22 protein-coding genes, 1 tRNA gene, 1 pseudogene and 1 other annotated feature are annotated in these 25523 nt (G+C 55.7%); of the genes and pseudogenes, 17 read left to right on the plus strand and 7 right to left on the minus strand.

Features of this window, described 5'->3' with window-relative positions; translation table 11 throughout:
- A pseudogene (locus PG722_RS14235) lies at nt 1-864 on the minus strand (transposase); the annotation flags it as partial.
- Nucleotides 865-1090: 226 nt separating this feature from the next.
- Here PG722_RS14235 and PG722_RS10165 point away from each other — a divergent pair.
- Nucleotides 1091-1166: transfer RNA gene (locus PG722_RS10165), tRNA-Ala, on the plus strand.
- A 50-nt stretch (nt 1167-1216) separates the two neighbouring features.
- Here PG722_RS10165 and PG722_RS10170 read toward each other — a convergent pair.
- The 4 genes from PG722_RS10170 to metG form a co-directional block, all read right to left on the minus strand.
- Nucleotides 1217-1990, minus strand: coding sequence for a TatD family hydrolase (locus PG722_RS10170; protein ID WP_270580472.1), 774 nt, complete (start codon nt 1988-1990; stop codon nt 1217-1219).
- 12 nt (nt 1991-2002) lie between these two features.
- Nucleotides 2003-2767: an HAD hydrolase family protein gene (locus PG722_RS10175; RefSeq protein WP_117488101.1), complete on the minus strand. Its 765-nt coding sequence runs from the start codon at nt 2765-2767 to the stop codon at nt 2003-2005.
- Between the two features lie 94 nt (nt 2768-2861).
- Nucleotides 2862-3275 carry an EamA family transporter gene (locus tag PG722_RS10180; RefSeq protein ID WP_117488099.1) on the minus strand — a complete coding sequence of 138 codons (414 nt, stop codon included), beginning with the start codon at nt 3273-3275 and terminating at the stop codon, nt 2862-2864.
- 203 nt (nt 3276-3478) lie between these two features.
- Complete coding sequence (gene metG / locus PG722_RS10185) at nt 3479-5413, minus strand: methionine--tRNA ligase (RefSeq protein ID WP_270580473.1); 1935 nt, start codon at nt 5411-5413, stop codon at nt 3479-3481.
- A 520-nt stretch (nt 5414-5933) separates the two neighbouring features.
- Nucleotides 5934-6177 (plus strand) — a binding site (T-box leader).
- Nucleotides 6178-6253: 76 nt separating this feature from the next.
- Here metG and PG722_RS10190 point away from each other — a divergent pair.
- Genes PG722_RS10190 through leuB form a run of 4 tightly spaced genes read left to right on the plus strand, consistent with a single transcriptional unit; the run spans nt 6254 to nt 10639 of the window.
- Complete coding sequence (locus PG722_RS10190; RefSeq protein WP_118359336.1) at nt 6254-7765, plus strand: 2-isopropylmalate synthase; 1512 nt, start codon at nt 6254-6256, stop codon at nt 7763-7765.
- Between the two features lie 21 nt (nt 7766-7786).
- On the plus strand, nt 7787-9049 hold the full coding sequence (leuC, locus tag PG722_RS10195; RefSeq protein WP_270580474.1) for a 3-isopropylmalate dehydratase large subunit: 1263 nt from the start codon (nt 7787-7789) through the stop codon (nt 9047-9049).
- Nucleotides 9050-9066: 17 nt separating this feature from the next.
- Nucleotides 9067-9558 (plus strand): 3-isopropylmalate dehydratase small subunit, encoded by a 492-nt coding sequence (leuD, locus tag PG722_RS10200; protein ID WP_110436813.1) that lies wholly within the window; start codon nt 9067-9069, stop codon nt 9556-9558.
- 4 nt (nt 9559-9562) lie between these two features.
- Complete coding sequence (leuB, locus tag PG722_RS10205; protein ID WP_118285757.1) at nt 9563-10639, plus strand: 3-isopropylmalate dehydrogenase; 1077 nt, start codon at nt 9563-9565, stop codon at nt 10637-10639.
- Nucleotides 10640-10803: 164 nt separating this feature from the next.
- Here the strand turns inward: leuB and PG722_RS10210 are convergent, their stop codons facing one another.
- Entirely contained in the window at nt 10804-12540 is a 1737-nt protein-coding gene (locus PG722_RS10210) for a carbon starvation CstA family protein (protein ID WP_270580475.1), read from the minus strand.
- Nucleotides 12541-13306: 766 nt separating this feature from the next.
- Between PG722_RS10210 and thiD the strand changes: the two genes are divergently transcribed.
- The 7 genes from thiD to PG722_RS10245 all read left to right on the plus strand — a co-directional run bounded on the left by thiD (nt 13307) and on the right by PG722_RS10245 (nt 18768).
- A complete protein-coding gene (gene thiD / locus PG722_RS10215) occupies nt 13307-14098 on the plus strand; it encodes a bifunctional hydroxymethylpyrimidine kinase/phosphomethylpyrimidine kinase (protein ID WP_270580476.1) in 792 nt (263 codons plus the stop codon).
- 6 nt (nt 14099-14104) lie between these two features.
- Entirely contained in the window at nt 14105-14614 is a 510-nt protein-coding gene (gene thiW / locus PG722_RS10220; protein ID WP_119189353.1) for an energy coupling factor transporter S component ThiW, read from the plus strand.
- Nucleotides 14611-15480, plus strand: a complete 870-nt coding sequence (thiM, locus tag PG722_RS10225) for a hydroxyethylthiazole kinase (RefSeq protein ID WP_270580477.1) — start codon at nt 14611-14613, stop codon at nt 15478-15480. Before thiW ends, thiM begins: the two co-directional genes overlap by 4 nt.
- Before the next feature lie 36 nt (nt 15481-15516).
- Complete coding sequence (gene tenA, locus PG722_RS10230; protein WP_118645485.1) at nt 15517-16185, plus strand: thiaminase II; 669 nt, start codon at nt 15517-15519, stop codon at nt 16183-16185.
- 3 nt (nt 16186-16188) lie between these two features.
- Nucleotides 16189-16944: an ABC transporter ATP-binding protein gene (locus PG722_RS10235; RefSeq protein WP_118480035.1), complete on the plus strand. Its 756-nt coding sequence runs from the start codon at nt 16189-16191 to the stop codon at nt 16942-16944.
- A complete protein-coding gene (locus tag PG722_RS10240) occupies nt 16941-17690 on the plus strand; it encodes an ABC transporter permease (RefSeq protein ID WP_110436808.1) in 750 nt (249 codons plus the stop codon). The genes PG722_RS10235 and PG722_RS10240 overlap by 4 nt, the downstream gene beginning before the upstream one ends.
- A gap of 61 nt (nt 17691-17751) precedes the next feature.
- Entirely contained in the window at nt 17752-18768 is a 1017-nt protein-coding gene (locus PG722_RS10245; protein ID WP_270580479.1) for an ABC transporter substrate-binding protein, read from the plus strand.
- Between the two features lie 50 nt (nt 18769-18818).
- Here PG722_RS10245 and PG722_RS10250 read toward each other — a convergent pair whose 3' ends face one another.
- On the minus strand, nt 18819-19763 hold the full coding sequence (locus PG722_RS10250) for an L-lactate dehydrogenase (protein ID WP_270580480.1): 945 nt from the start codon (nt 19761-19763) through the stop codon (nt 18819-18821).
- 116 nt (nt 19764-19879) lie between these two features.
- On the opposite strand from PG722_RS10250, the gene PG722_RS10255 reads away from it, so the two are divergent.
- The 5 genes from PG722_RS10255 to PG722_RS10275 all read left to right on the plus strand — a co-directional run bounded on the left by PG722_RS10255 (nt 19880) and on the right by PG722_RS10275 (nt 25436).
- Nucleotides 19880-21133 carry an S-layer homology domain-containing protein gene (locus tag PG722_RS10255; RefSeq protein WP_270580481.1) on the plus strand — a complete coding sequence of 418 codons (1254 nt, stop codon included), beginning with the start codon at nt 19880-19882 and terminating at the stop codon, nt 21131-21133.
- A gap of 51 nt (nt 21134-21184) precedes the next feature.
- Entirely contained in the window at nt 21185-21883 is a 699-nt protein-coding gene (locus tag PG722_RS10260) for an N-acetylmuramoyl-L-alanine amidase (RefSeq protein ID WP_118645519.1), read from the plus strand.
- Between the two features lie 10 nt (nt 21884-21893).
- Nucleotides 21894-23249 (plus strand): DNA repair protein RadA, encoded by a 1356-nt coding sequence (gene radA, locus PG722_RS10265; protein ID WP_110436803.1) that lies wholly within the window; start codon nt 21894-21896, stop codon nt 23247-23249.
- 61 nt (nt 23250-23310) lie between these two features.
- Nucleotides 23311-24267 (plus strand): efflux RND transporter periplasmic adaptor subunit, encoded by a 957-nt coding sequence (locus PG722_RS10270; protein ID WP_270580482.1) that lies wholly within the window; start codon nt 23311-23313, stop codon nt 24265-24267.
- Nucleotides 24264-25436 (plus strand): ABC transporter permease, encoded by a 1173-nt coding sequence (locus tag PG722_RS10275; protein ID WP_270580483.1) that lies wholly within the window; start codon nt 24264-24266, stop codon nt 25434-25436. The genes PG722_RS10270 and PG722_RS10275 overlap by 4 nt, the downstream gene beginning before the upstream one ends.
- Nucleotides 25437-25523: the final 87 nt, after the last annotated feature.

Here is a 25523-nt window from a genome sequence, read left to right on the forward strand (position 1 = left end):
ATTTTCTCTTTGACATGGCAGTATTTATCCTGCTTTTTTGCGCGCTTTTGCTGGTAATAATAGCTGCTGCGCGGGCAGTGTAATGCGGACAGAAGTTCCGGCAGCGAATACTTATTTTTCAGGGCATCGATAATCGCTGCCTTCTCCTGGTTCCGGAGAGCTGTCTGATCGATGCCGGGGTCTTTTTTTAATACATTGATCGTTTCCTTTAAAATATCAATCTGCATCTGCATTTCCTGCACCTGCGCTTTAAGCTCAGCAATATCCTCTGTAGTCCAGAATTTCGCACTTTCGTTCTCGCCAACCCACATTCCCAGAACATCCTTCCGACCATCAAGATCAATATCGATGGCGATATAGACGGCCTTCTTTACAATCTGTTCTTCGATGCAGGAAGGATTTTATCTGTGATACGGCTTACCGTGGTATCAGAGACATCTACGCCGTAAATATTCTGAATATGTGCTTCGATATTGCTGGTCGTCATGCCCTTGCATACATCGACAGAATCTTCTCCTCGATGTCCTGGCTGATGCTGGTCTGATTTTTTCGCAGCACCTTGGGTTCAAATTCGCTCTTGCGATCCCGCGGCACAGATACCTCTACATCGCCAAAACTGGTGCGCAGGGTTTTGCTGCTGTGCCCGTTCCGGCTGTTATCCGTGTCCTTGTTCTTGTAGTCATACCGGTTGTAGCCCAGCTGATCGTCCAACGCGGCCTCCAGACCGTTTTCCATGAACTCCGCGATAGTGTCCTTGAACAGTTCCTGAATGTCATCCATGCTGCCTACATTCGCCAGCTGCAGCAGCTCACGAATTTTTTCACGACGTGTGTTTTCTTCTGGGGTTCTTTTCCTTCTTGCCATTGTGATTACCTCCGTCATTCGGCTTCTATTCTACACCTTGTTGGAGGTTTACACAAAGTTTGGGATGGAGTCACAGCAGCGGATAAAAATTGGCAGTTCCGCCTAAATTTTCGGCAGCACTACCAATTTTTACTTTTCGATTTCGGTGATACTGCCAGATGCTCTGTACTTGACATTAACCGATCCGTTGCGTTATAATTTTTATGCAAAGTTTATTAGCCGAATCGGGGGCGTAGCTCAGCTGGGAGAGCGTTTGACTGGCAGTCAAGAGGTCATGGGTTCGATCCCCACCGTCTCCACCATACAAAACAGGGACAAGAGATTTTACCTCTTGTCCCTGTTTTGTTCTATCTTACCCGGAAATACCAAACAGCTGTCTGCCGTTTTCGGTTGTAATCCGTTCAACCTCTGCGGCACTTATGCCCTTGATTTCCGCGATAGTCTCAGCCATGCGATGCACATACAGCGAGGAATTACGACGGCCGCGAAACGGTTCGGGTGCCATGTAGGGCGAATCGGTCTCGATCATCAATCGCTCAATCGGCACTTCACGAATGACTTCCTTCGCTTTTTTAGCATTTTTGAACGTGATAACACCGGTGAATGACAGATAATACCCGAGTTTCAGCAGTTTGCGTGCCATTTCGACGTGACCGGCATAGCAGTGGTACACGCCGATCACATCCGGATACCGACGGGTGATCTCCATGCTGTCGGCGTGCGCATCGCGGTCATGCACGATGACAGGAAGGTGTAGTGCACGCGCCAGCTCCATTTGGCGGGCAAATACAACCTGCTGCCGCGCACGCGCACGCTCGTCTTTTTCCCAGTAATAGTCAAGACCGATTTCACCGATGGCGCGGATCTTGCTTTCGTTCTGTGCCAGTGCGCGGATGGTCTCCAGATCAGCCTCCCAGCCGTCCTCGATGTTCTCCGGGTGAATGCCGACCGCCGCATATACAAATGGATATTTATTCGCGTAGCTGACCGCCTTGCGCGAGCTTTCCACATCACAGCCGGGATTGAGAATCAGGCCGACATTGTTCTCGGGCATGGAAGCCAGCAGCGTATCGCGGTCCTCGTCGAACCGTTCATCGTCATAGTGTGCATGTGTATCAAAAAGCATAGTAAACCTTCCTCAAATCCAGCCGAAATGCCTGCAGGCGTTCCAAAGTCCGTCCTTATCCACGTCGGTTGTGATGTAATCCGCCTTCTCCTTGAGCGCGGCGCGGGCATTGCCCATCGCAATAGACAGCCATCCCTGACCGAACATGCAGATGTCGTTCATGCCGTCGCCAAACACCACAATATCCTCATCCGGAATGGATAAAAGCTGCTGAAAATAGCGAATCCCTCGCTGTTTTTCCTTCGGCTCAACGAAAATCACATGGGGATTGTACCGCACAAGCGGCAGACCGCCCGCGTCAATATGATTCTCTTCATCAGGCGTGCAGACGTAGTAAACCTTGTACAGATGCTCCAACCTGTGATAATCAAAATGCGGGTCCCACAGAACAGGGAAGTAGTTCTCCGGTGCATACGGAAGATAATTTTTATCCGTTGTTACGCATAGTTTCTCGTTCTCCGGCGACACCGCCCACGGAATACCGGCTTGCTCGAGCCGCTCGATCAGAGCAATGCAGTCGGCCGCCGGCAGCGACTCCATCTCAACAATTTCACCGTTGTGCGTTACGCTCCAGCCGCCGTCCGCTACAATGTCCGTGAAGCCGTAGCGCGCGGCAACGGCTGCCGCAGATGCCTGCAGCCGTCCGGTCGCAATGGCGGTAAAGTGGCCGTTAGCACGAAGCTGCGCCAGTGCCTTTACTGCGCTTTCCGGCATCATGGTGGTGAGGCCGGTGGAAAGCGTGCCGTCAATATCAAAAAAGAAGTATTTTTTGTGCATGTAAAACCCTCAATAACAGAGTGAAGAGTGGAGAGTGCAGAAAACATAAATCTCCACTCTCCACTCTGTTCTTAACTCTTTTGCTTAAAATATATCACAGAATCATAAACAGCGTGCCTGCCGCAATCAGAATGCCGCCGATCACGCCCTTGACCGTCACGGTCTCGTGCAGGACAACAAACGCCAGAATCATCGTGATAACAACGCTCAGCTTGTCGATCGGAGCCACACGGCTGGCCTCGCCCATCTGCAGGGCCTTGTAGTAAAACAGCCACGAACCGCCGGTCGCCAGTCCGGACAGGGTAAGAAATACCCAGCTTTTGGCGCCGATTGCGCTTACGCCGCCCTGTTTTCCTAGCAGGAAGACCATGCCCCATGCCATCACAAGCACCACAGCGGTTCGGATAGCAGTAGCAAGCGTGCTGTCCACGTTTTCCACGCCGATTTTGGCTAAAATCGTTGTCAGTGCGGCAAATACCGCAGAGAGCAGCGCATAAATGATCCACATTGCATTTCGCCCTCTTGTCATAATTTTCGCTTCCTAAATTGTTGATTGTAGTGTGTGCGAAATTATACATGGGATAACACATCTGTTAACCCATTCGTAGGGCGGGCTGCCCTCAGCCCGCCGTTGCAACCGAGTGTTCCCGTTTATGTGCGGCGGGGTGAGGGCACCCCGCCCTGCGGAATCCGTTGTAAAGTGTGTTTATTTTAGCACAGTTTAGCGCCAGCCGGAATGCTGTCGTCCAGCATGAGCAGGTTGAGCTTTTCGTCCTTTTCGGCGGAAAGCAGCATGCCGTTGGACTCCTGACCCATCATCTTGCGCGGCGGCAGGTTGGTAACGGCGACGACCGTCTTGCCGACCAGCTCCTCCGGCTTGTAATACTTGGCAATACCGGACAGAATCTGACGCGGCGTGCCCGAGCCGTCATCCAGCTGGAACTTGAGCAGCTTATTGCTCTTCTTGACGTTCTCGCACGCGAGGACCTTGCACACGGTCATATCGACCTTGCAGAAATCGTCAAACGGGATATCCGGCAGGAACTCAACTGCAGGCTTCTGCTCTGCCTCGGCAGCCTTCTTTTCCTCCTCGATCTCAGCGAGCTTCTTCGGAATGTCGATGCGCTCGAACAGGATGGAGGCTTCGCCGACCGGCTGACCCGGCTGCATGCCGTCAAACGAGGTCAGGCTCTCAACGCCCTTATTTTCAACACCCAGCTGTGCGAAAATCTTGTCGACGGTGTCCGGCAGATACGGCTTCAGCTCAACAGCGGCAAAGCGGATCGCTTCGAGCAGGTTGTACAGCACCGTGCCCAGACGCGCCTGCTTGCTCTCGTCCTTGGCGAGCGCCCACGGCATGGTCTCGTCGATATACTTGTTGGAGCGGCGCAGCAGTGCAAATACCTCGTCGATGGCGTCTGCAACGTGCAGGGTATCCATCTTCTTCTCAACAGCTGCCGGCAGACCGAGTGCGACTGCCTTCAGTTCGTCATCAAGCGCTTCCGGTGCGGTCGGCGCCGGAACAATGCCGCCGAAATACTTCTTGGTCATGGCAATCGTGCGGTTGACCAGATTGCCGAGCACATTTGCCAGATCAGAGTTAATGCGCTCGCAGATCAGCTCGTAGGAGAGTACACCGTCATTTGCGAACGGCATCTCGTGCAGAACGTAGTAGCGGATGGCATCCACACCGAACAGGCGAACCAGATCGTCCGCATAGATAACGTTGCCGAGCGACTTGGACATCTTGCCGTCGCCGACAAGCAGCCACGGATGACCGAATACCTGCTTGGGCAGCGGCTCGCCGAGCGCCATCAGGAAGATAGGCCAGTAAATCGTGTGGAAGCGAATGATATCCTTGCCGATCAGGTGCACATCAGCCGGCCAGAACTTCTTGTAGTGCTCATCGTGGTTGCCGTCCGGATCGTAGCCGCAGAAGGTGATATAGTTGGTCAGCGCATCCAGCCAAACATAAACAACGTGGCCCGGGTCAAAGTCTACCGGAATGCCCCAGCTGAACGAGGTGCGGGAAACGCACAGGTCCTGCAGACCCGGCTTGAGGAAGTTGTTTACCATCTCGTTCTTGCGGCTCTCCGGCTGAATGAACTCGGGGTGCTCCTCGATGTGCTTCATCAGGCGGTCGGCGTACTTGCTCATGCGGAAGAAGTATGCCTCCTCCTCAGCGTCTACACACGGGCGGCCGCAGTCCGGGCAGCAGCCGTCCTTGAGCTGGCTCTCGGTCCAGAAGGACTCACACGGCTTGCAGTATTTGCCCTTGTACGCGCCCTTGTAAATATCGCCCTGATCGTACAGCTTTTTGAAGATCTTCTGCACCTTTTTCTCGTGCATCGGGTCGGTGGTGCGGATGAACTTATCATAGGTGGTGTTCATCAGATCCCAGATGGTCTTAACCTCACCGGCAATCTTGTCAACGTGCTGCTGCGGCGTGATGCCGGCTGCCTCGGCCTTCTCCTGAATCTTCTGACCATGCTCGTCCGTGCCGGTCTGGAAATAAACGTCGTAACCGGTCATGCGCTTGTAGCGTGCGATAGCGTCGGCCAGCACGATCTCGTAGGTGTTGCCGATGTGCGGCTTCGCCGAGGTATAGGCGATCGCCGTTGAGATATAATAGGGTTTCTTGTCCATTCGTGTATTCTCTCCTTACATATATAAATATGTTTTATGCGTGACAGCAGGGAACAGGGAATAAAAAATCCTCCGTTCCTGCAATGGCCTGTATTTTGCCACTGCAAGGACGGAGGACAAACCTTCCGTGTTACCACCTTGCTTTACGCCTTCCTCGCGGAAAGGCGCCTCAGCGGGTAGGATGCTACCCATCGTCCTCGATAACGGCAGAACCTTGCCGCCGCAGCCTTGCCTACTATCACAAAGCAGGTTCGGTGCGAAGCTCCAAGACCATGTTCGGCAGTGCCCTCCGCGTTCCGCTTTCACCGCCCGGAACTCGCTTTGACGTACTTCACTGCGTACTCTTCTCTTCACAGCTTTTAACAGATGTGCTCAGGAAAACAGCGTTTTCCTGTATACAGTGTTATTTTACTATATTGGAGAAGGTTTGTCAAATCTGTTTGCGGTGCAGTATGCCCGGCGCTGCCTTAAAAAAAGTCTTGACAACAGCGGCTCAGAGGTCTAATATAAAAACATATTGATAAAGGTGATGAACGGGTAAAGTAATTGTCACCCCTGTCCGCAGAGAGCTGCCGGTTGGTGTAAGGCAGCGTCAGGAAGCAGTGAAACTCGCCCGGGAGCTGTCCGCTGAAAGTCCTTCGGACCGGTAGGAGGGAACGGATACCCACCGTTACAGGGGAGCGCATTGTCAGATGTGCATAGAGGGGTCGCACCATACTGCGGCAACAAGAGTGGTACCGCGGAGCTTTCGCTTCGTCTCTTAATGATTGGATTAAGGGACGGAGCTTTTTTTGTCCCTGTAAACCCGGTAAAATTCTGAATAGGAGAGGACAAGATACCATGGGAAGAACAGTTAAGATTTTTGATACGACGCTGCGTGACGGTGAGCAGTCTCCCGGCTGCAGCATGAACCTGAATGAGAAGATCGAGGTTGCAAAGCAGCTCGAAGCCCTCAAGGTTGATATCATTGAAGCAGGCTTTGCGGCTGCTTCTCCCGGCGATGCTGCTGCTATCGCAGCAATCGCTGATACCGTGCGCGGCGCTACCATCTGCTCGCTGGCGCGCTGCCGTGAGCAGGACATCGAGGCGGCATGGAACTCCATCCGCCGTGCAGAGTCTGCCCGCATTCACACCTTCCTGGCAACCAGCCCGGTACACATGGAGTACAAGCTGAAGATGACGCCGGATGAGGTGCTGGAATCCGTAGCGCACAACGTAGCCTTCGCCAAGAAGTTCTGTTCGGACATCGAGTTCTCCGCTGAGGACGCAACCCGCTCCGACCTCGACTTCCTGTGCCGCGTCGTTGAAACCGCCATCAAGGCCGGTGCTACTACCATCAACATTCCGGATACCGTCGGCTACATGATTCCGCAGGAGTACGCATCCCGTATCAAGTATCTGCGTGAGCACACCGAGGGTATCGAGAACGTAATCCTGTCCTGCCACATGCACAACGACCTCGGCATGGCAGTTGCAAACTCTCTGGCAGGCGTTGAAGCCGGTATTGACCAGATCGAGTGCACCATCAACGGCATCGGCGAGCGCGCAGGCAACGCCTCGATGGAGGAGTGCGTTATGGCGCTCAAGACCCGTGCCGACCACTTCGGCATCGGCTGCAACATCGAGACCACCCAGATCTACCGTGCAAGCCGCATGATCCAGACCATTACCGGCGTTGCTGTTGCACCGACCAAGCCGATCATCGGTGCAAATGCGTTCGCACACGAGGCGGGCATCCACCAGCACGGCGTGATGGCCAACAAGGAAACCTACGAGATCATGACTCCGGAATCCGTCGGTATCCCGAAGAACGCCATCGTGCTCGGCAAGCATTCCGGCCGCCATGCGTTCGAGGAGCGCCTGCATGAGCTGGGCTACACGCTCGATCACGAGAAGCTCGAGAAGGCATTCGAGAAGTTCAAGGTTCTGGCTGACAAGAAGAAGGTCATCAAGGACCGCGACCTCGAGGGTCTGATCGGTGCTGTTCCGGTTTCCGGCGAGGAGCGCTACACGCTCGACCGCTTTGTCATCAACTCTGGCAACACCATTACCTCTACCGCTGTTATCCGCGTCAAGAAGGGCGACGAGATGTTTGAGCGCGCTGCCGCTTCCGACGGCCCGATCAACGCATCGTTCCATGCAATCGACAAGATCATCGGCAAGGAAATCGTTCTGGAGGACTACTCGCTGCGCGCACTGACCGACGGCGAGGACGCACAGAGCGAGGCTATTGTCAAGATCCGCGTAGACGGCAGCAACGAGGTTGTTACCGGCCGCGGCGTATCGGTTGACGTTATGGAGGCGTCCATCAAGGCGTACATCAACGGCATTAACAAGTATTTTAACGACTAATTCAGCAGGAGGAACGCTGTTATGGGTATGACAATGACGCAGAAGATCCTCGCAAAGCATGCGGGTCTGGAAAGCGTAACGGCAGGTCAGCTGATCGAGGCAAACGTAGATCTCACGCTGGCAAACGATATCACCGGTCCGGTTGCCATCCGAGAGATGGAGAAGGCGGGCTTCGACAAGGTGTTCGACAACACTAAGATCGCGCTCGTAATGGACCATTTTGCACCGAATAAGGACATCAAGTCCGCCGAGCAGTGCCTCGAGTGCCGCGAGTTCTCCAGGAAGTACAATATCGTCAACTTTTTCGATGTTGGCGCAATGGGCATTGAGCACGCGCTGCTGCCGGAAAAAGGTCTGACCGCTCCCGGTGAGCTCATCATCGGCGCGGACAGCCACACCTGCACCTACGGCGCACTGGGCGCATTCTCCACCGGCGTCGGTTCTACCGATCTCGCGGCGGGCATGGCGACCGGCAAGGCGTGGTTCAAGGTGCCGAGCGCCATCAAGTTTGTGCTCACCGGCAAGCTGAACCCGTGGGTATCCGGCAAGGACGTCATCCTGCACATCATCGGCAAGATCGGCGTGGACGGCGCGCTGTACAAGTCGATGGAGTTCGTCGGCGAGGGTGCACACGCGCTGTCCATGGATGACCGCTTCACCATCTGCAACATGGCGATCGAGGCCGGTGCGAAGAACGGCATCTTCCCGGTAGACGACAAGACGATGGACTACATCAAGGGCCGCGTAAACCGCGAGGTTACCGCATTCGAGGCCGACACTGACGCCGAGTACGAGCAGACCATCGAGATCGACCTGTCTGCACTCCGTCCGACCATCGCGTGCCCGCACCTGCCGGAGAACACCAAGACCATTGACGACCTCGGCCATATTGAGGTTCAGCAGTCGGTCATCGGTTCCTGCACCAACGGCCGCATCGACGATATGCGCGTTGCAGCCGAAATCCTCAAGGGCCGCAAGGTAAATCCGAACGTGCGCACCATCATTATCCCCGCAACACAGGAAGTTTACCTGCAGTGCATCGAGGAGGGTCTGACCAAGATCTTCATTCAGGCTGGCGCTATCGTTTCCACGCCGACCTGCGGCCCGTGCCTTGGCGGTCATATGGGTATTCTGGCGCATGGCGAGAAGGCGGTTTCCACCACCAACCGCAACTTTGTCGGCCGTATGGGTCATATCACCTCGGAAATTTATCTGGCAAGCCCGGCCGTCGCTGCCGCAAGTGCGGTAGCAGGCTATATCTGTGCACCGGACGACCTGAAGTAAGGGAGGAAACACATACCATGAACGCAAAAGGCAAGGTTTTCAAGTACGGCGATAATGTCGATACCGACGTTATCATCCCCGCACGTTATCTGAATATCGCAGACCCGAAGGAGCTGTCCACCCACGCAATGGAGGACATCGACGCGGATTTCGTCAAGAATATGCACCCGGGCGACATTGTTGTCGCAACCCGTAACTTCGGCTGCGGCTCCTCCCGTGAGCACGCACCGCTCGTTCTCCGCGAGAACGGCGTTTCCTGCGTTATCGCGTCCTCGTTCGCGCGTATCTTCTACCGCAACGCCATCAACATCGGTCTGCCGATCCTCGAGTGCGAGGCAGCGGCGAACGGCATTGATGCAGGCGACGAGGTAGAAGTAGACTTCGACACCGGCGTGATCACCGACGTTACCAAGGGCGAGAGCTGGCAGGCAGCTGCATTCCCGCCGTTTATCCAGAATATCATCAAGGCGGGCGGCCTGCTCAAGTCGCTCAAGGAGAGAGAGGCATAATCCCATGGAATACAATATTGCTGTTGTCAAGGGTGACGGCATCGGCCCGGAAATCGTATCCGAGGCTATGCTCGTGCTCGATAAGGTCGGCGAGAAGTTCGGCCACAAGTTTGGTTTCCAGGAAGTCCTCGCAGGCGGCTGCTCGATCGACAAGAACGGCATTCCGCTGACCGATGAGACCATCGAGATCTGCAAGAACGCGGATTCCGTTCTGCTCGGCGCGGTAGGCGGCCCGAAGTGGGACGATGTGCCGAGTGCCAAGCGTCCGGAGAAGGCGCTGCTCGGTCTGCGCGCCGCACTGGGCCTGTTCGTCAACCTGCGCCCGGCGCAGATGCACAAGGCACTTGCGGATGCGTGCCCGATCAAGCCTGAGATCATCGGTGACGGCTTCGACATTCTCGTTTGCCGTGAGCTGACCGGCGACGTTTACTTCGGCAAGCACTACCGCCGCGAGAGCGACAAGGGCTGGGGCGAGACCGGCGCGGACGACATGAACTACTCGGTATATGAGGTAGAGCGCATCGGCCGCCGTGCTTTTGAGATGGCGATGAAGCGCAATAAGAAGGTCTGCTCGGTAGACAAGGCAAATGTGCTCGAAACTAGCCGCGTATGGCGCGAGACCATGCACCGCATCAAGGACGAGTACCCGGAGGTTGAGTACACCGATATGTACGTTGACAACTGCGCGATGCAGCTTGTCCGCAATCCGGGTCAGTTCGATGTTATCGTAACCGGCAACCTGTTCGGCGATATTCTGTCCGATGAGGCTTCCATGATCACCGGCTCTATCGGTATGCTGCCGTCCGCCTCCATGAACGAGAGCGGCAAGGGTATGTATGAGCCTATCCACGGCTCCGCGCCGGACATCGCGGGCAAGGGCATTGCGAACCCGATTGCTACCATCCTGTCGTGCGCGATGATGCTGCGCTACTCGTTCGGCCTCAAGGACGAGGCAGACGCCATCGAAACCGCTGTTGAGAATGTCCTCAACGCAGGCCACCGCACCGCGGACATCGCCGCAAAGGGTGAGAAGGTGCTGTCCACCTCCGAGATGGGTGCACTGATCCGCGAACAGCTTTAATTGTGCGGTGTTGCCTTAAGAATAATCAGGAATGAGTAATCCGTAATTACTCCGTGAATTTTTCCTATCAAGAAACCCGGTTGCGATTAGGCTGCAACCGGGTTTTTCGATAGTCTCGCGGCTTCGGTTTTTCGAAGCCGTTTTTGTTATATGGAGAATCGGCTTTACGCGTTCTCACTGTTTCTCTCGCTCTTGGCATAGCTCTTGAACGAGTGGATAACGATCGTCAGACCGAGCACAATCAGCAGTACCGCAAGGATAAGCTGCAGGCCGTTTGCGATGAATACCGCTCCCCAAGTGGTCTCACCGGCCGGAATAGCCGTTGAGGCGGCAGCAGAGATCGCCTTTACCATAGCAAGGAAACGCTGCACCAGCGCGGTGAAGGTAACACACAGCATGATGATCAGCGGCGGGAAGATCATCTTGTTGCTGCGGCCGGTAACCTTGAGGAATACGCAGAGCGTGATGAGCACCAGAGCGCTCAGCAGCTGGTTGGCCGAACCGAACAGCGGCCAGATATTGGCATAGCCGATCTTGGTAAGCAGGAAACCAAATGCCAGCGTGATAACCGTGGAGAAATATACGTTGCAGAACAGCTTGCGCCAGCCCTCAGCATGCTCCATGTCATCGACGGAGAACAGCTCCTGAAAGCTCATGCGGCCGATACGCGCAACTGCGTCCAGACTGGTCAGCGCCAGTGCGGAAACACACATGGTCATAAATGCAGTAGCAACATAAACCGGAACGCCGAACATCTCGAAGAAGCCTGCGACACCGCTGCTGAATACCTGGAACGGCGTGCCCGCTGCCGGCGTACCGTCAGCTGCTGCAGCAGCACCGGCAACGCACAGTGCCAGAACAGCCAGCAGGCTTTCCAGCACCATTGCGCCATAGCCAACCTTAGGCATGTCCTTTTCGTTCTCGATGGTCTTGGAGGACGTACCCGAGGAAACCAGACTGTGGAAACCGGAAACCGCACCGCATGCAACGGTTACAAACAGGATCGGGAACATCGTGCCGAGCTTCTCATTGGTAAAACCGGTGAATACCGGCAGGTTCATAGTCGGATGTGCAACAACCAGACCGACGACTGCACCTGTGATCATGCAGATGAACATGAAGGTGGTCATGTAGTCGCGCGGCTGCTTGAGCAGCCACATCGGAAGGACAGCGGCGAAGAAGATATAAACGAAGGTGATATAGCTCCATGCTGCCTTGCCGAAGATAAGCGGGCAGTTCATGCCGATTGCAAAGGAGGCAACGATGCACACAATGCCGACAACTGCTTCCTTCCAGCCGGTCAGGTTAAACTTTTTCTGGATAAGGCCGAGCACAACCGCGAATACCATAAACATGATGGAGATCATGCCTGCCGCACCGTTGGTGGTTGCGGCAGCAGCCAGCTCGGTAACGCCTGCGTCGGTAACAGTGTAGGCGTTGAATGTGCCCGCAACCATATCTGCGAATGCCGCAACAACGATGCAGCAGAAGATCCACGAGAAAATCAGGAACAGCTTGCGGCCGGTTTTGCCGATGTACTTCTCAATCAGCATACCCATCGACTTGCCCTTGTTCTTAACCGAAGCGTACAGCGCGCCGAAGTCGGCTACCGCGCCGAAGAATACGCCGCCGATCAGCACCCACAGCAGTACCGGCAGCCAGCCGAACGCCGCAGCTTGAATTGCACCGGTTACAGGGCCTGCGCCCGCGATGGAGGAGAACTGATGACTGAATACCGTCCAGCCGTTGGTCGGTACAAAGTCCTTGCCGTCATTAAATTCAACGGCAGGCGTCTTGGCTTTCGGGTCGATACCCCATTTGTTCGCCAGCCAGCGTCCGTAGAAAACGTACGCGCCGAACAGAACAACAGCCGCGATCAGCACGATTACAAGTGTGTTCATGTTTTTTCGTCTCTTTCTTGAAATGATTTGCGATTCCGCAGCCAAAGACGCAAAAAAGCCTTCGTCCATGCAGGAGGATCACGAAGATGATCCTGCAAAGACGAAGGCATATACATTGCTATTGCTGTATTTACTTCCGCGTTACCACTTTGCTTGCCGACAGTACGCTGCCGACCTCTCATTGCCGCCCGGTACCGCATTCTTCCGGAGGGCTTTTCCTGTTAACGGTGGATATCCGGCCTCGACTACTCGGCATTGCCTTTGATCGAAGCTGCTCGCAGGGGATAGCGAACCCGTGCCTTGCTGCCGTCTTGCACGACCGACGGCTTTCTGTGAACGGTGATACGGATACGTCATGTCCTGTTCAAAGCATTTGGCTGCTGAACGATTCGTATAATAGACCTCTTTTTGCCGTTTGTCAACCGGACAGGAGACGAAAAATGCAATTTTGGCAACACCTGCAAATCCGGCAGTATTGATAAATAAAAATTTGTTTATTTTTTAACGGCGTATCAGATACAGCAAGATTCTATACTTGACAAATGCATTTTACACGGCTTATACTGATATTATATAAAAGACAAGCAAGGGTGCTGTGATGAGCGGCTGAGAGGGCGAGAAACCCAACCTTTTGAACCTGTTGGTTAATGCCATTGTAGGGAAGCTGTCGCATTGCTGGGATTGAGTGCTTCGGTTTTGCCGCAGGGTGAAAACGAGGCGTTTTTTTATTTTCCCGGCAGCGATGATAAAATTGGAGGGAACAGGAATGAAAACAGTGCTTACCATTGCCGGTTCGGACTGCTCCGGTGGTGCAGGTGTACAGGCCGATCTGAAAACCATGGCGGCACACGGCGTGTTCGGCATGAGCGTTATCGTATCAGTCGTAGCGGAAAACACCGCACGCGTGATCGACATTCAGGACATCAGTCCCCGGATGATCGAGGAGCAGATTGACGCGGTGTTTGAAGACATCGTGCCGGATGCGGTTAAAATCGGCATGCTGTCCTCGCCGGAGTGCATGAAGGCGGTAGCTGGCAAGCTGGCACAGTACAAGCCGGCGCACATCGTGATTGATCCGGTGATGTTCGCCAAAAACGGTGATCCGCTGATGGATCCGGCGTCTGTCGGCACACTTATTGAGACCGTGCTGCCGTTTGCCGAGGTGCTGACACCGAACGTACCGGAGGCGCAGTATCTGGCAGATATGGAAATCCGCACACCGGAGGACATGGAGGAGGCGGCACGCCGCATCTATGCCAAGGGCTGCAGAAACGTGCTCGTCAAGGGCGGCAAGAACATCGCAGGTGCGGTGGACGTACTGTTTGACGGCGAGACCTGTCACCGCATTGAGATTGAGCAGATTGACACCACCAGCACGCATGGCACGGGCTGCACGCTGTCCTCTGCGATCGCATCCAATCTGGCGCTCGGCCACAGCGTGCCCGAGGCGGTAAAGCTGTCTAAAGAGTACGTCACCGACGCTATCCGTCATGCACCCGGTCTGGGACATGGCTGCGGCCCGCTGGGCCATTTTTGCCGTATTTTTTCGGAGGAGTGAAAGACAATGAAAAAGAATTCTATCCGTAAACTGACCATTGCAGGCGTTCTCGTCGCAGTTGCGGTCGTTGGCAGCCTGTTTTCCATACCGGTGCTTGGCGCGAAGTGCTCGCCGGTGCAGCATATGGTAAATGTGCTCGGCGCCGTTCTGCTGGGCCCGTGGTACGCGCTCGGCATGGGCTTTGCAGCAGCACTGATTCGCAATGTGCTCGGCTTGGGAAGTCTGCTGGCGTTTCCCGGCTCGATGATCGGTGCACTGCTGTGCGGTCTGGCCTACAAGGCCTGCCCGAAGCTGCCGGTCGCTTACGTTGGTGAGGTATTCGGCACCGGCATTCTCGGCGGTCTGGCTTCCTACCCGATTGCCGCATTCGTGATGGGCAATACCAAGGCAGCTCTGTTCACCTTTGTGCCGTCCTTCCTCGTGTCCACTGCGGTAGGTGCCGCAATTTCTGTTCTGGTGCTGAGCGCCCTCAAGCGCACGCACGTTCTCAGCACACTGGAAGGTGCTAAGCATTGATCGAAACCATTAAAACCGTTCTCGAAAATACACAGAACCGCACGCCAATGGTGCATTCCATCACCAATAATGTCACCATCAACGACTGCGCGAACATCATTCTTGCGGCAGGCGGCACGGCCATCATGGCACAGGATGAGCGCGAGGTCGAAGAGATTACCTCGCACGCACAGGCACTTGTAATCAACATGGGCGCTGTCCGTGCACAGGAGGCCATGCTGCGTGCAGCCAAGATTGCAAAGCGCAACGGCCGTCCGGTCGTGCTCGATCCGGTAGCCGCCGGTGCCAGCACGCTCCGGCGTGAAATGTGTTCCCGCCTGTTGAGCGAAAATCTTGTTTCGGTCATTCGCGGCAATGCATCCGAGGTGCGGGCGCTCGCCGCAGGAGCCGAGCAGGAAACCGGCGTGGAAGCCAGTGCGCTCGACAGCGTGACCGAGGACAATTTACAGGAATCCGCAGCGTGGCTGCGGTCGTTCAGCCGCCGGACCGGAGCTGTCGTCATGCTCACCGGCGCGATGGATGTAATTACCGATGGAACCCGTACCGCAGTGGTACGCGGTGGCAGTGCGTATCTGCGGCGGATCACCGGCGCGGGCTGTATGCTCACTTCGCTGACCGGCGTATACTGCGGTGCGAATCCAGATACATTGTTAGAAGCCGCAGTCACGGCATCGGAGGTGATGAAGCATTGCGGAGAAACAGCCGAGGCGCGTGTGCGTAAAGAGATGGAGGGCACCGCTTCCTTTCGTACGCGCCTGATCGACGCGGTAAGTCTGCTGAACGCGGACGAGCTGACGCCGAACCTCTACTTACAGATTCTGCAAGTAGGAAAAGTGCTGCCGGCAGAATTTTGCCGTCAGTCTTAGGAAAATCATCAACATACTTTCATTGGGGGTACCACCTTGAACAACAAAACCACCGAAAGACTGCTTGCCGCAACGCAGGACATCTGGGAAGGCTATCTGAACCATCCGTTTGTCCACGGTATTGCCGACGGCAGCCTCGACATTCAAAAATTTCGTTTTTATCTTCTGCAGGATTATGTTTATCTGTTTGATTACGCAAAGGTATTCGCGCAGGGCGTTGTCAAGTCCCGTGATCCCGAGATCATGCGCGTGTTCGCAACCTCGGTGGCGAATATTCTCGGCGGCGAGATGAACATTCACCGCGGCTACATGGGCCGTCTCGGCATCACCGAGGAGGACGCAGAGCGCGTCAAGCCGTCGCTGAATAACGAGTCCTACACCTCATATATGCGCGCTGTTGCAGCCGAGGAAGGTCCGGCGGAGATCATGGCGGCTGTGCTTTCGTGTGCACTCAGCTATGAATACATCGCCAAGTGGATCGTCGCCAACTACCCGAACGCCGATCAGCATGAGTTCTACGGTGAATGGGTGCAGGGCTACGCATCCGAGGACTATGCGGCAGAAAACCGCAAACTGGTCGCTTATATGGAGCGCCTGAGTGAGGGCTATACCGAGTCGCAGCTTGCGCGTCTGACCGATATTTTCGTCGCGTGCTCGCGCTACGAAAGCATGTTCTGGGACATGGCCTGGAACGAGGCGATGTAAGCCATGTTGGAGTTTCAGAGCGTCGTTTTTCAGTACGACAGTGAGGATTTTAACATCATTGACGGTCTGTCCTTCCATCTTGAGAAGGGAGAATTTGTGTCGGTCATCGGGCCGTCCGGCTGCGGCAAATCCACGATTTTCCGCCTGACCAACCAGCTTCTGCCGCGCAGGAGCGGTGAAATTCTGGTGGACGGCAAGAGCATCGACGGACGGCGCGGCTACTGCGGCTACATGCCGCAGCGCGACCTGCTGTTTCCGTGGCGCACGGTGAACGAAAACCTGCGTCTGCCGATGGAGATTCGCGGCGGCATTTCCCGCGCGGAGATGGACAAGCGTGTGGCGGAAACGCTTGAGCACGTCGGTCTGGCTGGCTGGGGCGACAAGCGCCCGGAGGAGCTTTCCGGCGGCATGCGTCAGCGTGCGGCATTCGCGCGTACGCTGCTGACCGGCTCGGAACTGCTGCTGCTCGATGAACCATTTTCCGCGCTCGACTTTCTCACGCGCATCACTATGCAGGAGTGGCTGCTCGACCAGTGGGAGCAGGACAGCAAGACCGTCCTGTTCATCACGCACGATGTGGAGGAGGCCATCTTTCTCTCCGGCCGCGTATTGGTCGTGGAGGATACGCCGATCCGCAAGCTGCACTCGTTTGAAGTGCCTGCGCCGTATCCGCGCACGCGTGCGTGCCTGACCGACCCGAAGATGCTCGAGCTGAGAGAAAATCTGATTTCGCTGCTCAGAAAAGAGGTGCAGGCATGAAAAAGAATGCAAATCTGCCCGCACTGATCTTTATGTTCGCGCTGCTCATCGTCTGGCAGTGCATAGCCATGGGCATGAATGCGGCCTACATTCTGCCGTCGCCGACACAGGTGCTTGTGCGCCTGTGGGAGCTGCGCAAACCGCTGTTTACCGCACATCTGCCGGCCACCATGCTGTGTACCGGAGTCGGCCTTGCGATCTCGATCGCGCTCGGTCTGCTGCTCGCCATCGTAATGGACGCGAGTCCGTCGGCGGAGAAAATGCTGTACCCGCTCATCGTCGCTTCACAGACCATTCCGACAACCGCACTTGCGCCGCTGTTTGTGCTCTGGTTCGGCTACACGATCTGGAGCAAGGTGCTCGTCACCGTGCTCATCACGTTCTTCCCGATCGCGATGACCGTGTTTGACGGCTTCCGCTCGGCGAAGACCGATATGGTCGATATGCTCAAGACCTTCGGCGCAGGCAAGAAGGAAATTTTCCTCAAGCTGAAGATTCCGGCAGCGCTGCCGTACTTTTTCTCGGCGCTCAAAATGGCGATCCCGATGTCGATCATCGGCGCTGCTATCGGTGAGTGGCTGGGCGCACAGGCGGGTCTTGGCTATTTCAGCCGCCGCATGATGACGCAGCTGGATGGCGCAGGCGTGTTTGCACCGATCGTACTGCTGAGTGTGGTTGCGATGATCGCAGTAGGCATTGTAAGCTGGCTGGAAAAGAAGATCATCACCTGGCGCAGCAGTTTATAATCTTGATAACACAATTTTAAGGAAACGAAATTTTTGTTCTAACATAAGGAGAAAATTACATATGAAAAAGCGTATTCTTGCACTTATGGCGGCAGGCACCATGCTGCTGACCGGCTGCGGCGCACAGAACGCCGCACAGTCTGATGCGGCAAACAGCGGCAGCGATGATCTGCAGCACCTGACCGTTGTGCTCGACTGGTATCCGAATGCTCTGCACGCATTCCTGTACGAAGCACAGGAGAAGGGGTACTTCGCCGAGGAAGGTCTGGATGTGGATATCCAGTCTCCGGCAGGCGTAAACGATGCAATGAGCATGGTTGCCGCCGGCAAGGCAGACATCGGTCTGTACTATCAGCAGGATGTGATTCAGGCTCGCGCAGAGCAGAATGTGCCGATCAAGTCAATCGGTGCGGTAGTTCAGGGTCCGCTGAACATCATCCTGTCGCTCAAGGACAAGAACATCACCAAGCCGCAGGATCTCGAGGGCAAAACGATCGGCTACGCGGGCACCGAGCTTTCCGAGGCACTGGTCCGCAGCATCATGCAGTCCAACGGTGCCGATCCGAACAGCGTGAACATGGTTGACGTTGGCTTCGACCTGATGAGCTCGATGACCACCGGCAATGTTGATGCAACCATCGGCTGTCTGGTCAACCACGAAGTACCGCAGATGGAGAAGGAAGGCTTCGAGGTCAATTACTTCTTCCCGGATGATTACGGTGTTCCGAAGTATTACGAAGGTATTTTCCTCGCAAGCGATGATATGATTGCGAACAATTCCGATACGCTGAAGGGCTTCCTGCGCGCTTGCAGCAAGGGCTTTGAGAACTTCAAGAGCAACACCGACGATGTTCTGCAGGTTCTGCTCGACAATCAGGATGAGGCAAACTTTGCACTCGACCCGGATGTAGAGAAGAAGTCCTGTGAGACGCTGCTGCCGCTTATGGAGACCGAGGGCGCCAAGTTCCTCTCTCAGACCGAGCAGTGCTGGCAGGAGAACATTGATTGGATGTACGATCAGGGCCTGATCGCAGAGAAGCCGGATGTTTCCGACGTTATGGTAAACCTTGACTTCTAAAAATACCCACATAAAACAGGGGACAGAGCATTGGCTCTGTCCCTTTTGTGTTATCCGTCCAGCTTGTCGATCATCTCGCGCATTGTGTCCGCGGAACGCTGCAGCTGTGCCAGTTCTTCCTCGGAGAGCGGAATATCCAGCACGGCTTCCGCGCCGTTTCGTCCGACGATAGTCGGCACACCCAGACAAATACCATCCACGCCGTAGTGTCCGTGAATCATAGAGGTGACCGGCAGCACGGAATGCTCATTGCGTACAATGGCTTCCGCGATGCGCCGCACCGCCATGCCGATACCGTAATAGGTTGCGCCTTTGCTGTCGATAATCTGATACGCTGCATCGCGCACATGCTCGTAAATGCGGGAAAGCTCATCTGCCGGCTTGGTGATGCCGGCAATGCGGCAGTAATCGTCCAGATCGGCACCGGAGATGTTAGCGCTCGACCATACCGCCAGCTCGCTGTCGCCGTGCTCACCAATGATGAACGCATGCACGTTGCGACTGTCCACGCCAAGCCGCTGTCCGAGCAGATACTTGAGCCGCGCGGTATCCAGCACGGTACCGGAACCGAGTACACGTCCGGCAGGGAAGCCGCTCAGCTGCTGCGCCAGACAGGTCAGCACATCGACCGGATTGGACACAACCAACAGAATCGCCTCACGATTGACTGCCGTAAGCTGTGCAATGATGGAGGACAGGATGCCTTTATTGCGTCCGAGCAGCTCCAAACGGCTTTCGCCGGGCTTCTGGTTTGCGCCTGCCGCAATGATGATAAGACCGCATTCGGCGAGGTCAGCATAGTCTCCGGCCATGACGCGGCACGGCTTGCTGAACGCCACACCATGATTGATGTCCGCAGCTTCACCGATAGCCTTGTCGCGGTTCATATCCACGAGTACCAGATCGGAGAACAGTCCGGAAACCGCCAATGTGTATGCGCAGGTCGCGCCGACAAAGCCCACGCCGATCACGCCGCATTTTTGAATATTCGTCATATTGGATACACTCCTTCTGCGAGTAGTATATCCGTTTTGTTGTTGGAAAACACATGGCTTTGTGCTATACTTATACTGTATTTTTATCGGCAATATCAGTTCAGGAGGATAGGACTATGAATAAATGGTTACGCGCTGTCTGCGTCGGCGCGGCTGCCGCTGCCATGTTGACCGCTTCGGCCTTTGCGGCAAATTATACGAATTGTGCAGATTCACTGCACGAAATGGGGCTGTTTCAGGGCACGCAGAACGGCTACGATCTCGACCGCACGCCGACCAGGGCGGAAGCGTCTGTCATGCTGGTGCGTCTGCTCGGCAAGGAGGCTGAGGCCAAGGCGCTGACGTATACTGCACCGTTTACCGATCTCAAGGGATGGGAAAAGCCGTATGTGCAGTATCTGTACAGCAACGGTCTGGTGAACGGCACGAGCCGGACGACCTTCAATCCGACCGGCAAGTGCACCGCGCAGATGTACGCGACCTTCCTGCTGCGTGCGCTCGGCTACTCGGATACGGCGGATTTCAGCTATGCGAACGCGATAGAGACTGCTCGTGAGCAGGGTATTTACGACACCGGTATCATCAACGTGCAGAATTTCCTGCGCGACGATGCTGCAGCGGCAAGCTACACGGTGCTGTCCGTTTCGCCGAAGAACAGTGAAGGCACGCTGCTCGATCAGCTTGTCAGCGAAAACGCGATAACCGAAGCGGACGCGAAGCGGTATCAGAGCCTGTTTTCAAGCTATGCACAGTACCGCAAGGCAACCGTCGGTATGGGCGCTCTGCTGCATTACTCGGTCAACAGCGAGTTTGCGTCTCCGGCGGCTGTGACCCATGACGGCAGGACGGTCATGCAGGTGCAGACGAGCGAGACCACCGTGTTCGACCGCGAGAAGAACGAACTGCTCACCGACCGCAAAATGACGCTTTCCGCGCCGAATACATCGGATAAGCAGCTGCTGACGCAGAGTTATCTGTCGGACGGTGCGCTGTATCACAAATTGAACGGCTCATGGTCGGCAGAGCTGGTGACTGCCGCTGAGCAGGAGGGCCTTGCCGCGATGTATGGCCGCGTACCGCTGGTATGTGTCGATTCGCTGAGTCAGCGTGCAGGCAGCTGGACCATTATCTGTGCCGATACGCCGAACGCGTACACCGAACTGCTCTGGTCGGTCGAAAGTGCAATGGGTGATTTAGACGAAGCCGTCCGGCTGCAGCCGACCACGGTAACGCAGTCGGTCAGCGGCGGCACGATTCACAGGCAGAGCGTTTCTGCAGCCTTCACGCTGGACGGCATGACGGCAGCGCCTGTTATCATCAGCACACTGGACAAAACCGGCACAGATGCTGTGCTGAACGCGCCCAAGTAAACGCATAAGTTCCGCCTTTTTCGCATATTTGTGTGATACGGAGGTGCGGAGATGGAGAGACGGCTGAAATGCGGCGTTTGCGCCGCGGCGGCACTGGCGCTGGTGCTGTGCTTTGGCATGGAGCAGAAAACCCGTGCAATGCAGACGGCAGGGAACGCTCAAACCACGCTCGTCATTGATGCCGGACACGGCGGCTTCGACGGCGGCGCGGTCGGCGCGGATGGAACCGCCGAGCAAGATATCAATTTGAGCATTGCAAAACGGGTGCAAGTGCTGGCGAATTTCTTCGGTGTGCCGACTGCTATGACGCGGCCGGATGAAAATGCACTTGATTACAATCCTTCCCGCACGGTGCGAGAGAACAAAATCGCGGATATCAAGGCACGGGAAAAGCTGGTAAACAGTATTCCGTCGCCGGTGTTTCTGAGCATTCACCTGAATAAATTCAGCGACGCGCAGTACCACGGCGCCCAGGTGTTTTACTCGACAGGAAATGTGCAGGGCAAGCCGCTGGCCGAGCAGATACAACAGTGCCTGATTGACGGCTGCGACCCATTGAATCATCGCAAGGCTAAACAGGCAGACAGCGCCATCTATCTGATGAAAAAGCTGGACTGCCCGGCGGTTATCATCGAATGCGGCTTTCTGTCCAATCCGGCCGAAGAAGCGCGGCTGCGGGACGAAGCCTATCACAAACAACTTGCTGCCGCCGTGATCTGCGGATATTTACGCAGCCAGAGCGGTATGTAACGGAGGAAATATGAAGCAAAAGACAGTTTTTCTGTGCGGTGACTGCGGATATGAAAGTCCGAAATGGTACGGCAAATGTCCGTCCTGCGGCGCATGGAACACCATGAGCGAATTCAAGGAGAAGCCGGTTTCGGCGGCACGCGGCACGAATACATTTCAGCGCGGCGAATCGCGGCCGACTCTGCTCAAGGATATTGATACCGGAGACGAAAGCCGGTTCCATTCGGGCATCGGTGAACTCGACCGCGTTCTCGGCGGCGGCGCTGTACACGGCTCGTTTGTGCTGGTCGGCGGTGAGCCGGGCATCGGCAAATCCACGCTGCTGCTGCAAATGTGTCAGGAAATGTGCAAAAATGCCCGCGTGCTCTATGTTTCGGGCGAGGAATCGCTCAAGCAGATCAAAATTCGTGCGGCACGCCTGCACATTTCTTCACCCGAGCTGTATATCCTTGCCGAGACCGACATGGAGCAGATCATCAACGAAACCGAGCTGCTCGAGCCGGATATTCTGATCGTGGACTCTATCCAGACGGTCTACAAGCGTGATTTAACTGCCGCTCCCGGCGGTACAACGCAGATCAAGGAATGTGCGATGAGCCTGATGCAGTATGCGAAGAATCGCAACGTGACGATTTTTATTGTTGGTCATGTCAACAAAGAGGGTACGCTGGCAGGCCCAAAAATCCTTGAGCACATGGTGGACTGCGTGCTGTATTTCGAGGGGGAATCCGCAGGTCCGTTCCGCTGTCTGCGTGCGGCGAAAAACCGCTACGGCTCAACCAATGAAATCGGCGTGTTTGAAATGAGCGATCACGGTTTGCTCGAGGTGCAGAATCCGTCTGCGGCTATGCTGGCCGGTCATCCGCAGGGTGCGTCCGGCAACTGCATTGCCTGCGTGATGGAGGGCAGCCGTCCTCTGCTCGCCGAGGTGCAGGCGCTTGCTGCGAAAACGCAGTTTGGTGTGCCGCGCCGCACCGCTGCCGGCGTGGACTACAACCGCATGGTGCTGCTGCTCGCCATTCTGGAAAAACGCTGCGGGCTGTTTCTCTCGTCGAGCGATGTATACGTCAACGTTGTCGGCGGCATGCGGCTGGACGAGCCTGCTGTGGATTTGCCGATGGTGCTGGCAATCGCATCCAGCTTTCGGGACAAGCCGCTGCCGGAAGGCGTCATGAGCTTCGGCGAGGTCGGCCTGACCGGCGAGCTGCGTGCGGTATCCAATCCGGGACAGCGTATCAATGAAGCATATCGTCTTGGTTTTCACACCTGCATCATGCCCATGCAGGATGTGGACGAGGACCTGCTGCAGAAAATGAATATCGTGCGTGCGAAAACCGTCGGTGACGCGATTCGTGCCGTATTGTAAGCATAATTTTCACCTCCTCTCCGCAGACTAAACTCAGTTTGCGTCAGAGGAGGTTTTGCATTTGGAGAATAAGATCCGCGTAGTGCTGCTTACGACGGCAGGTGTGCTGACGGCAATGCTGTTCTGGTCGTGGAAGCACCGTCCGCCGGAGGCGGTTTTGGTACGCACAGCGGCCGCCGAAACGCAGGATATCTACAATAGTGTGACGATTTTCGGCACGGTCGAGTCCGCAGAAAGCACAGCGGTTTGTCCGGCGGAAAATGCCGTAGTAAACGCAGTGTATGCTAAGGCAGGCGACACCGTACAGAAGGGTGATATCCTGTGCACGCTGACTGATATCGGCAGATTGCAAACAGCTGCGGATTACTGGCAGACCGCACAGAGCGTGTTTGCAATTTCTGGCACGGTGAACACTGTCACCGCCGAGGACGCTCACGCGCTGTATGCACCGATGGACGGTACTGTGTTGACCGCTCCGCAGGCGGGCGAGAGCGTATCGGCCGATATGCCGTGCATACAAATTGCAAATCCGGATAAGCTGCGCGTGCGCGCGCAGTCTCCCGAACTATATGTAGGAGAGCTTGCTGTCGGGCAGCGCGCTAACATCACATTTTCGGCAGTGGACGGCACCTTTCACGCCGAATTAACCGCAATCGCGCCTGCGGCTGTGAAAACCTTTAGTCTGACAAACGAAGATGCTGAAGCAACCGTTGAGGTGCTGCTCGATTTGAACGGCTCAACCGAAAATCTGCGCCCCGGCTATTCCGCGACCGTTAAGGTATTCACAGACCATCGAGACGATGCTGCGGTTGTCCCATATGAAGCAATTTGCCAGCGCGGAGAACAAGAGTTTGTATTCTGCGTGCAGGACGGCTATGCCGTGCAGTGCGCGGTACAGACCGGCTATCTGCTCGAGGATACGGTTGAAATTATAGACGGCTTGCCGACAGGTGTATCGGTCATTCTGTCGCCGCCCGATGAATTGACTGACGGTGATCCGGTGGAGGTACAGACATGAGACTGCGGGATATTCTGTCACTGGCGGCACATAATCTGCGGGAAAGTCCGCTGCGGACGGCACTTTGCGCGCTTTCTGTTGCGGTTGGAAGCGGTGCACTGCTGCTCATCCTTTCCATTGGTCTGTATGGGCGAAAACAGGTGGACGTCGGTTTGCAGACACTCGGCGTCAGCGGTTTATCGGTGTACACGGAAAGCGGACACGCGGGAACGATACTCTCGGCAGCACTGGCGGATGAGATAGAGCAGGATGTGGACGGCATTCGCACGCTGATGCCGATCAAAGCGCAGAGCGGCACCGTGCGTGTCGGACACACGACCGAACACGCGGTGTTCCTTGGTACGGACGAACGGCTCGGTGAGGTCATGCAGCTGGAATTGTTGGCAGGCTCGCTGCCGAACGCATGGCAGAGCGCAAACGCGGAGCCGGTTGCCGTGGTCGGCGATGATCTGGCGCAAACGCTGTACGGACGGACAAATATCACCGGACGGCAGATTCGGCTAAAGGTAAACGGCACCGACCGGTATTTCACGGTATGCGGTGTTGTGCGGGCGCAGACGGGGGCATTCGGCGGAATGCTGTCGGCGGTTGCACCGCATCTGGTCTATGTGCCGTATGCGTGTATCGCGTCGCAAACCGAACGTACGGATCAAGTGTTTGTGCAGTGCATTTCGCAGGCAGATACTGCTTCGGTCAGCTCTCAGATCGAAAAGTATCTGACCGATCGACAGCAGGTGCGCGGCGTGCATGTACAGAATATGTCGGGTGCGGTGCAAACCGTACAGCAGCTTGCCGAAATGGGAATCGGCCTGTTTGCCGCCGTCGGTGCGGTAACACTGTTTGTCGCGCTCATCGGTGTGATGGGAAGCATGCTGGCTGCTGCCCACGAGAAAACAGGGGAGATCGGCATTCTGCTGGCGCTCGGCGCACAGCCGCATGATATTCGCCGGACATTTCTCCTGCAGGCTGTGCTGCTGTGCCTGTTCGGCGGAATCGTCGGTCTGGCAGCCGCAGGTGCGCTCCTGCACTTCGGAGCAGCACTGCTCCTGCCGGAAGGCCGCGTATTTGCCGGATTGCTGACACTTTCCACACTCAGCGGAGCCGCTGCCGGACTGCTCCCGGCGGTTCGTGCGGCCGCTCTCGATCCAATCGACGCAATGTGCAAATAACTCTTTTCTTTCGCTTTCATTTGTGCTATCATTAACAGTGACAAATAACGAATAGGGCGACTGTACCGTAGAAAGGAATGGAGTTTG

This window comes from Butyricicoccus sp. OF27-2pH9A, assembly GCF_027693185.1.
Taxonomy (GTDB): Bacteria; Bacillota; Clostridia; order Oscillospirales; family Butyricicoccaceae; genus Agathobaculum; species Agathobaculum butyriciproducens.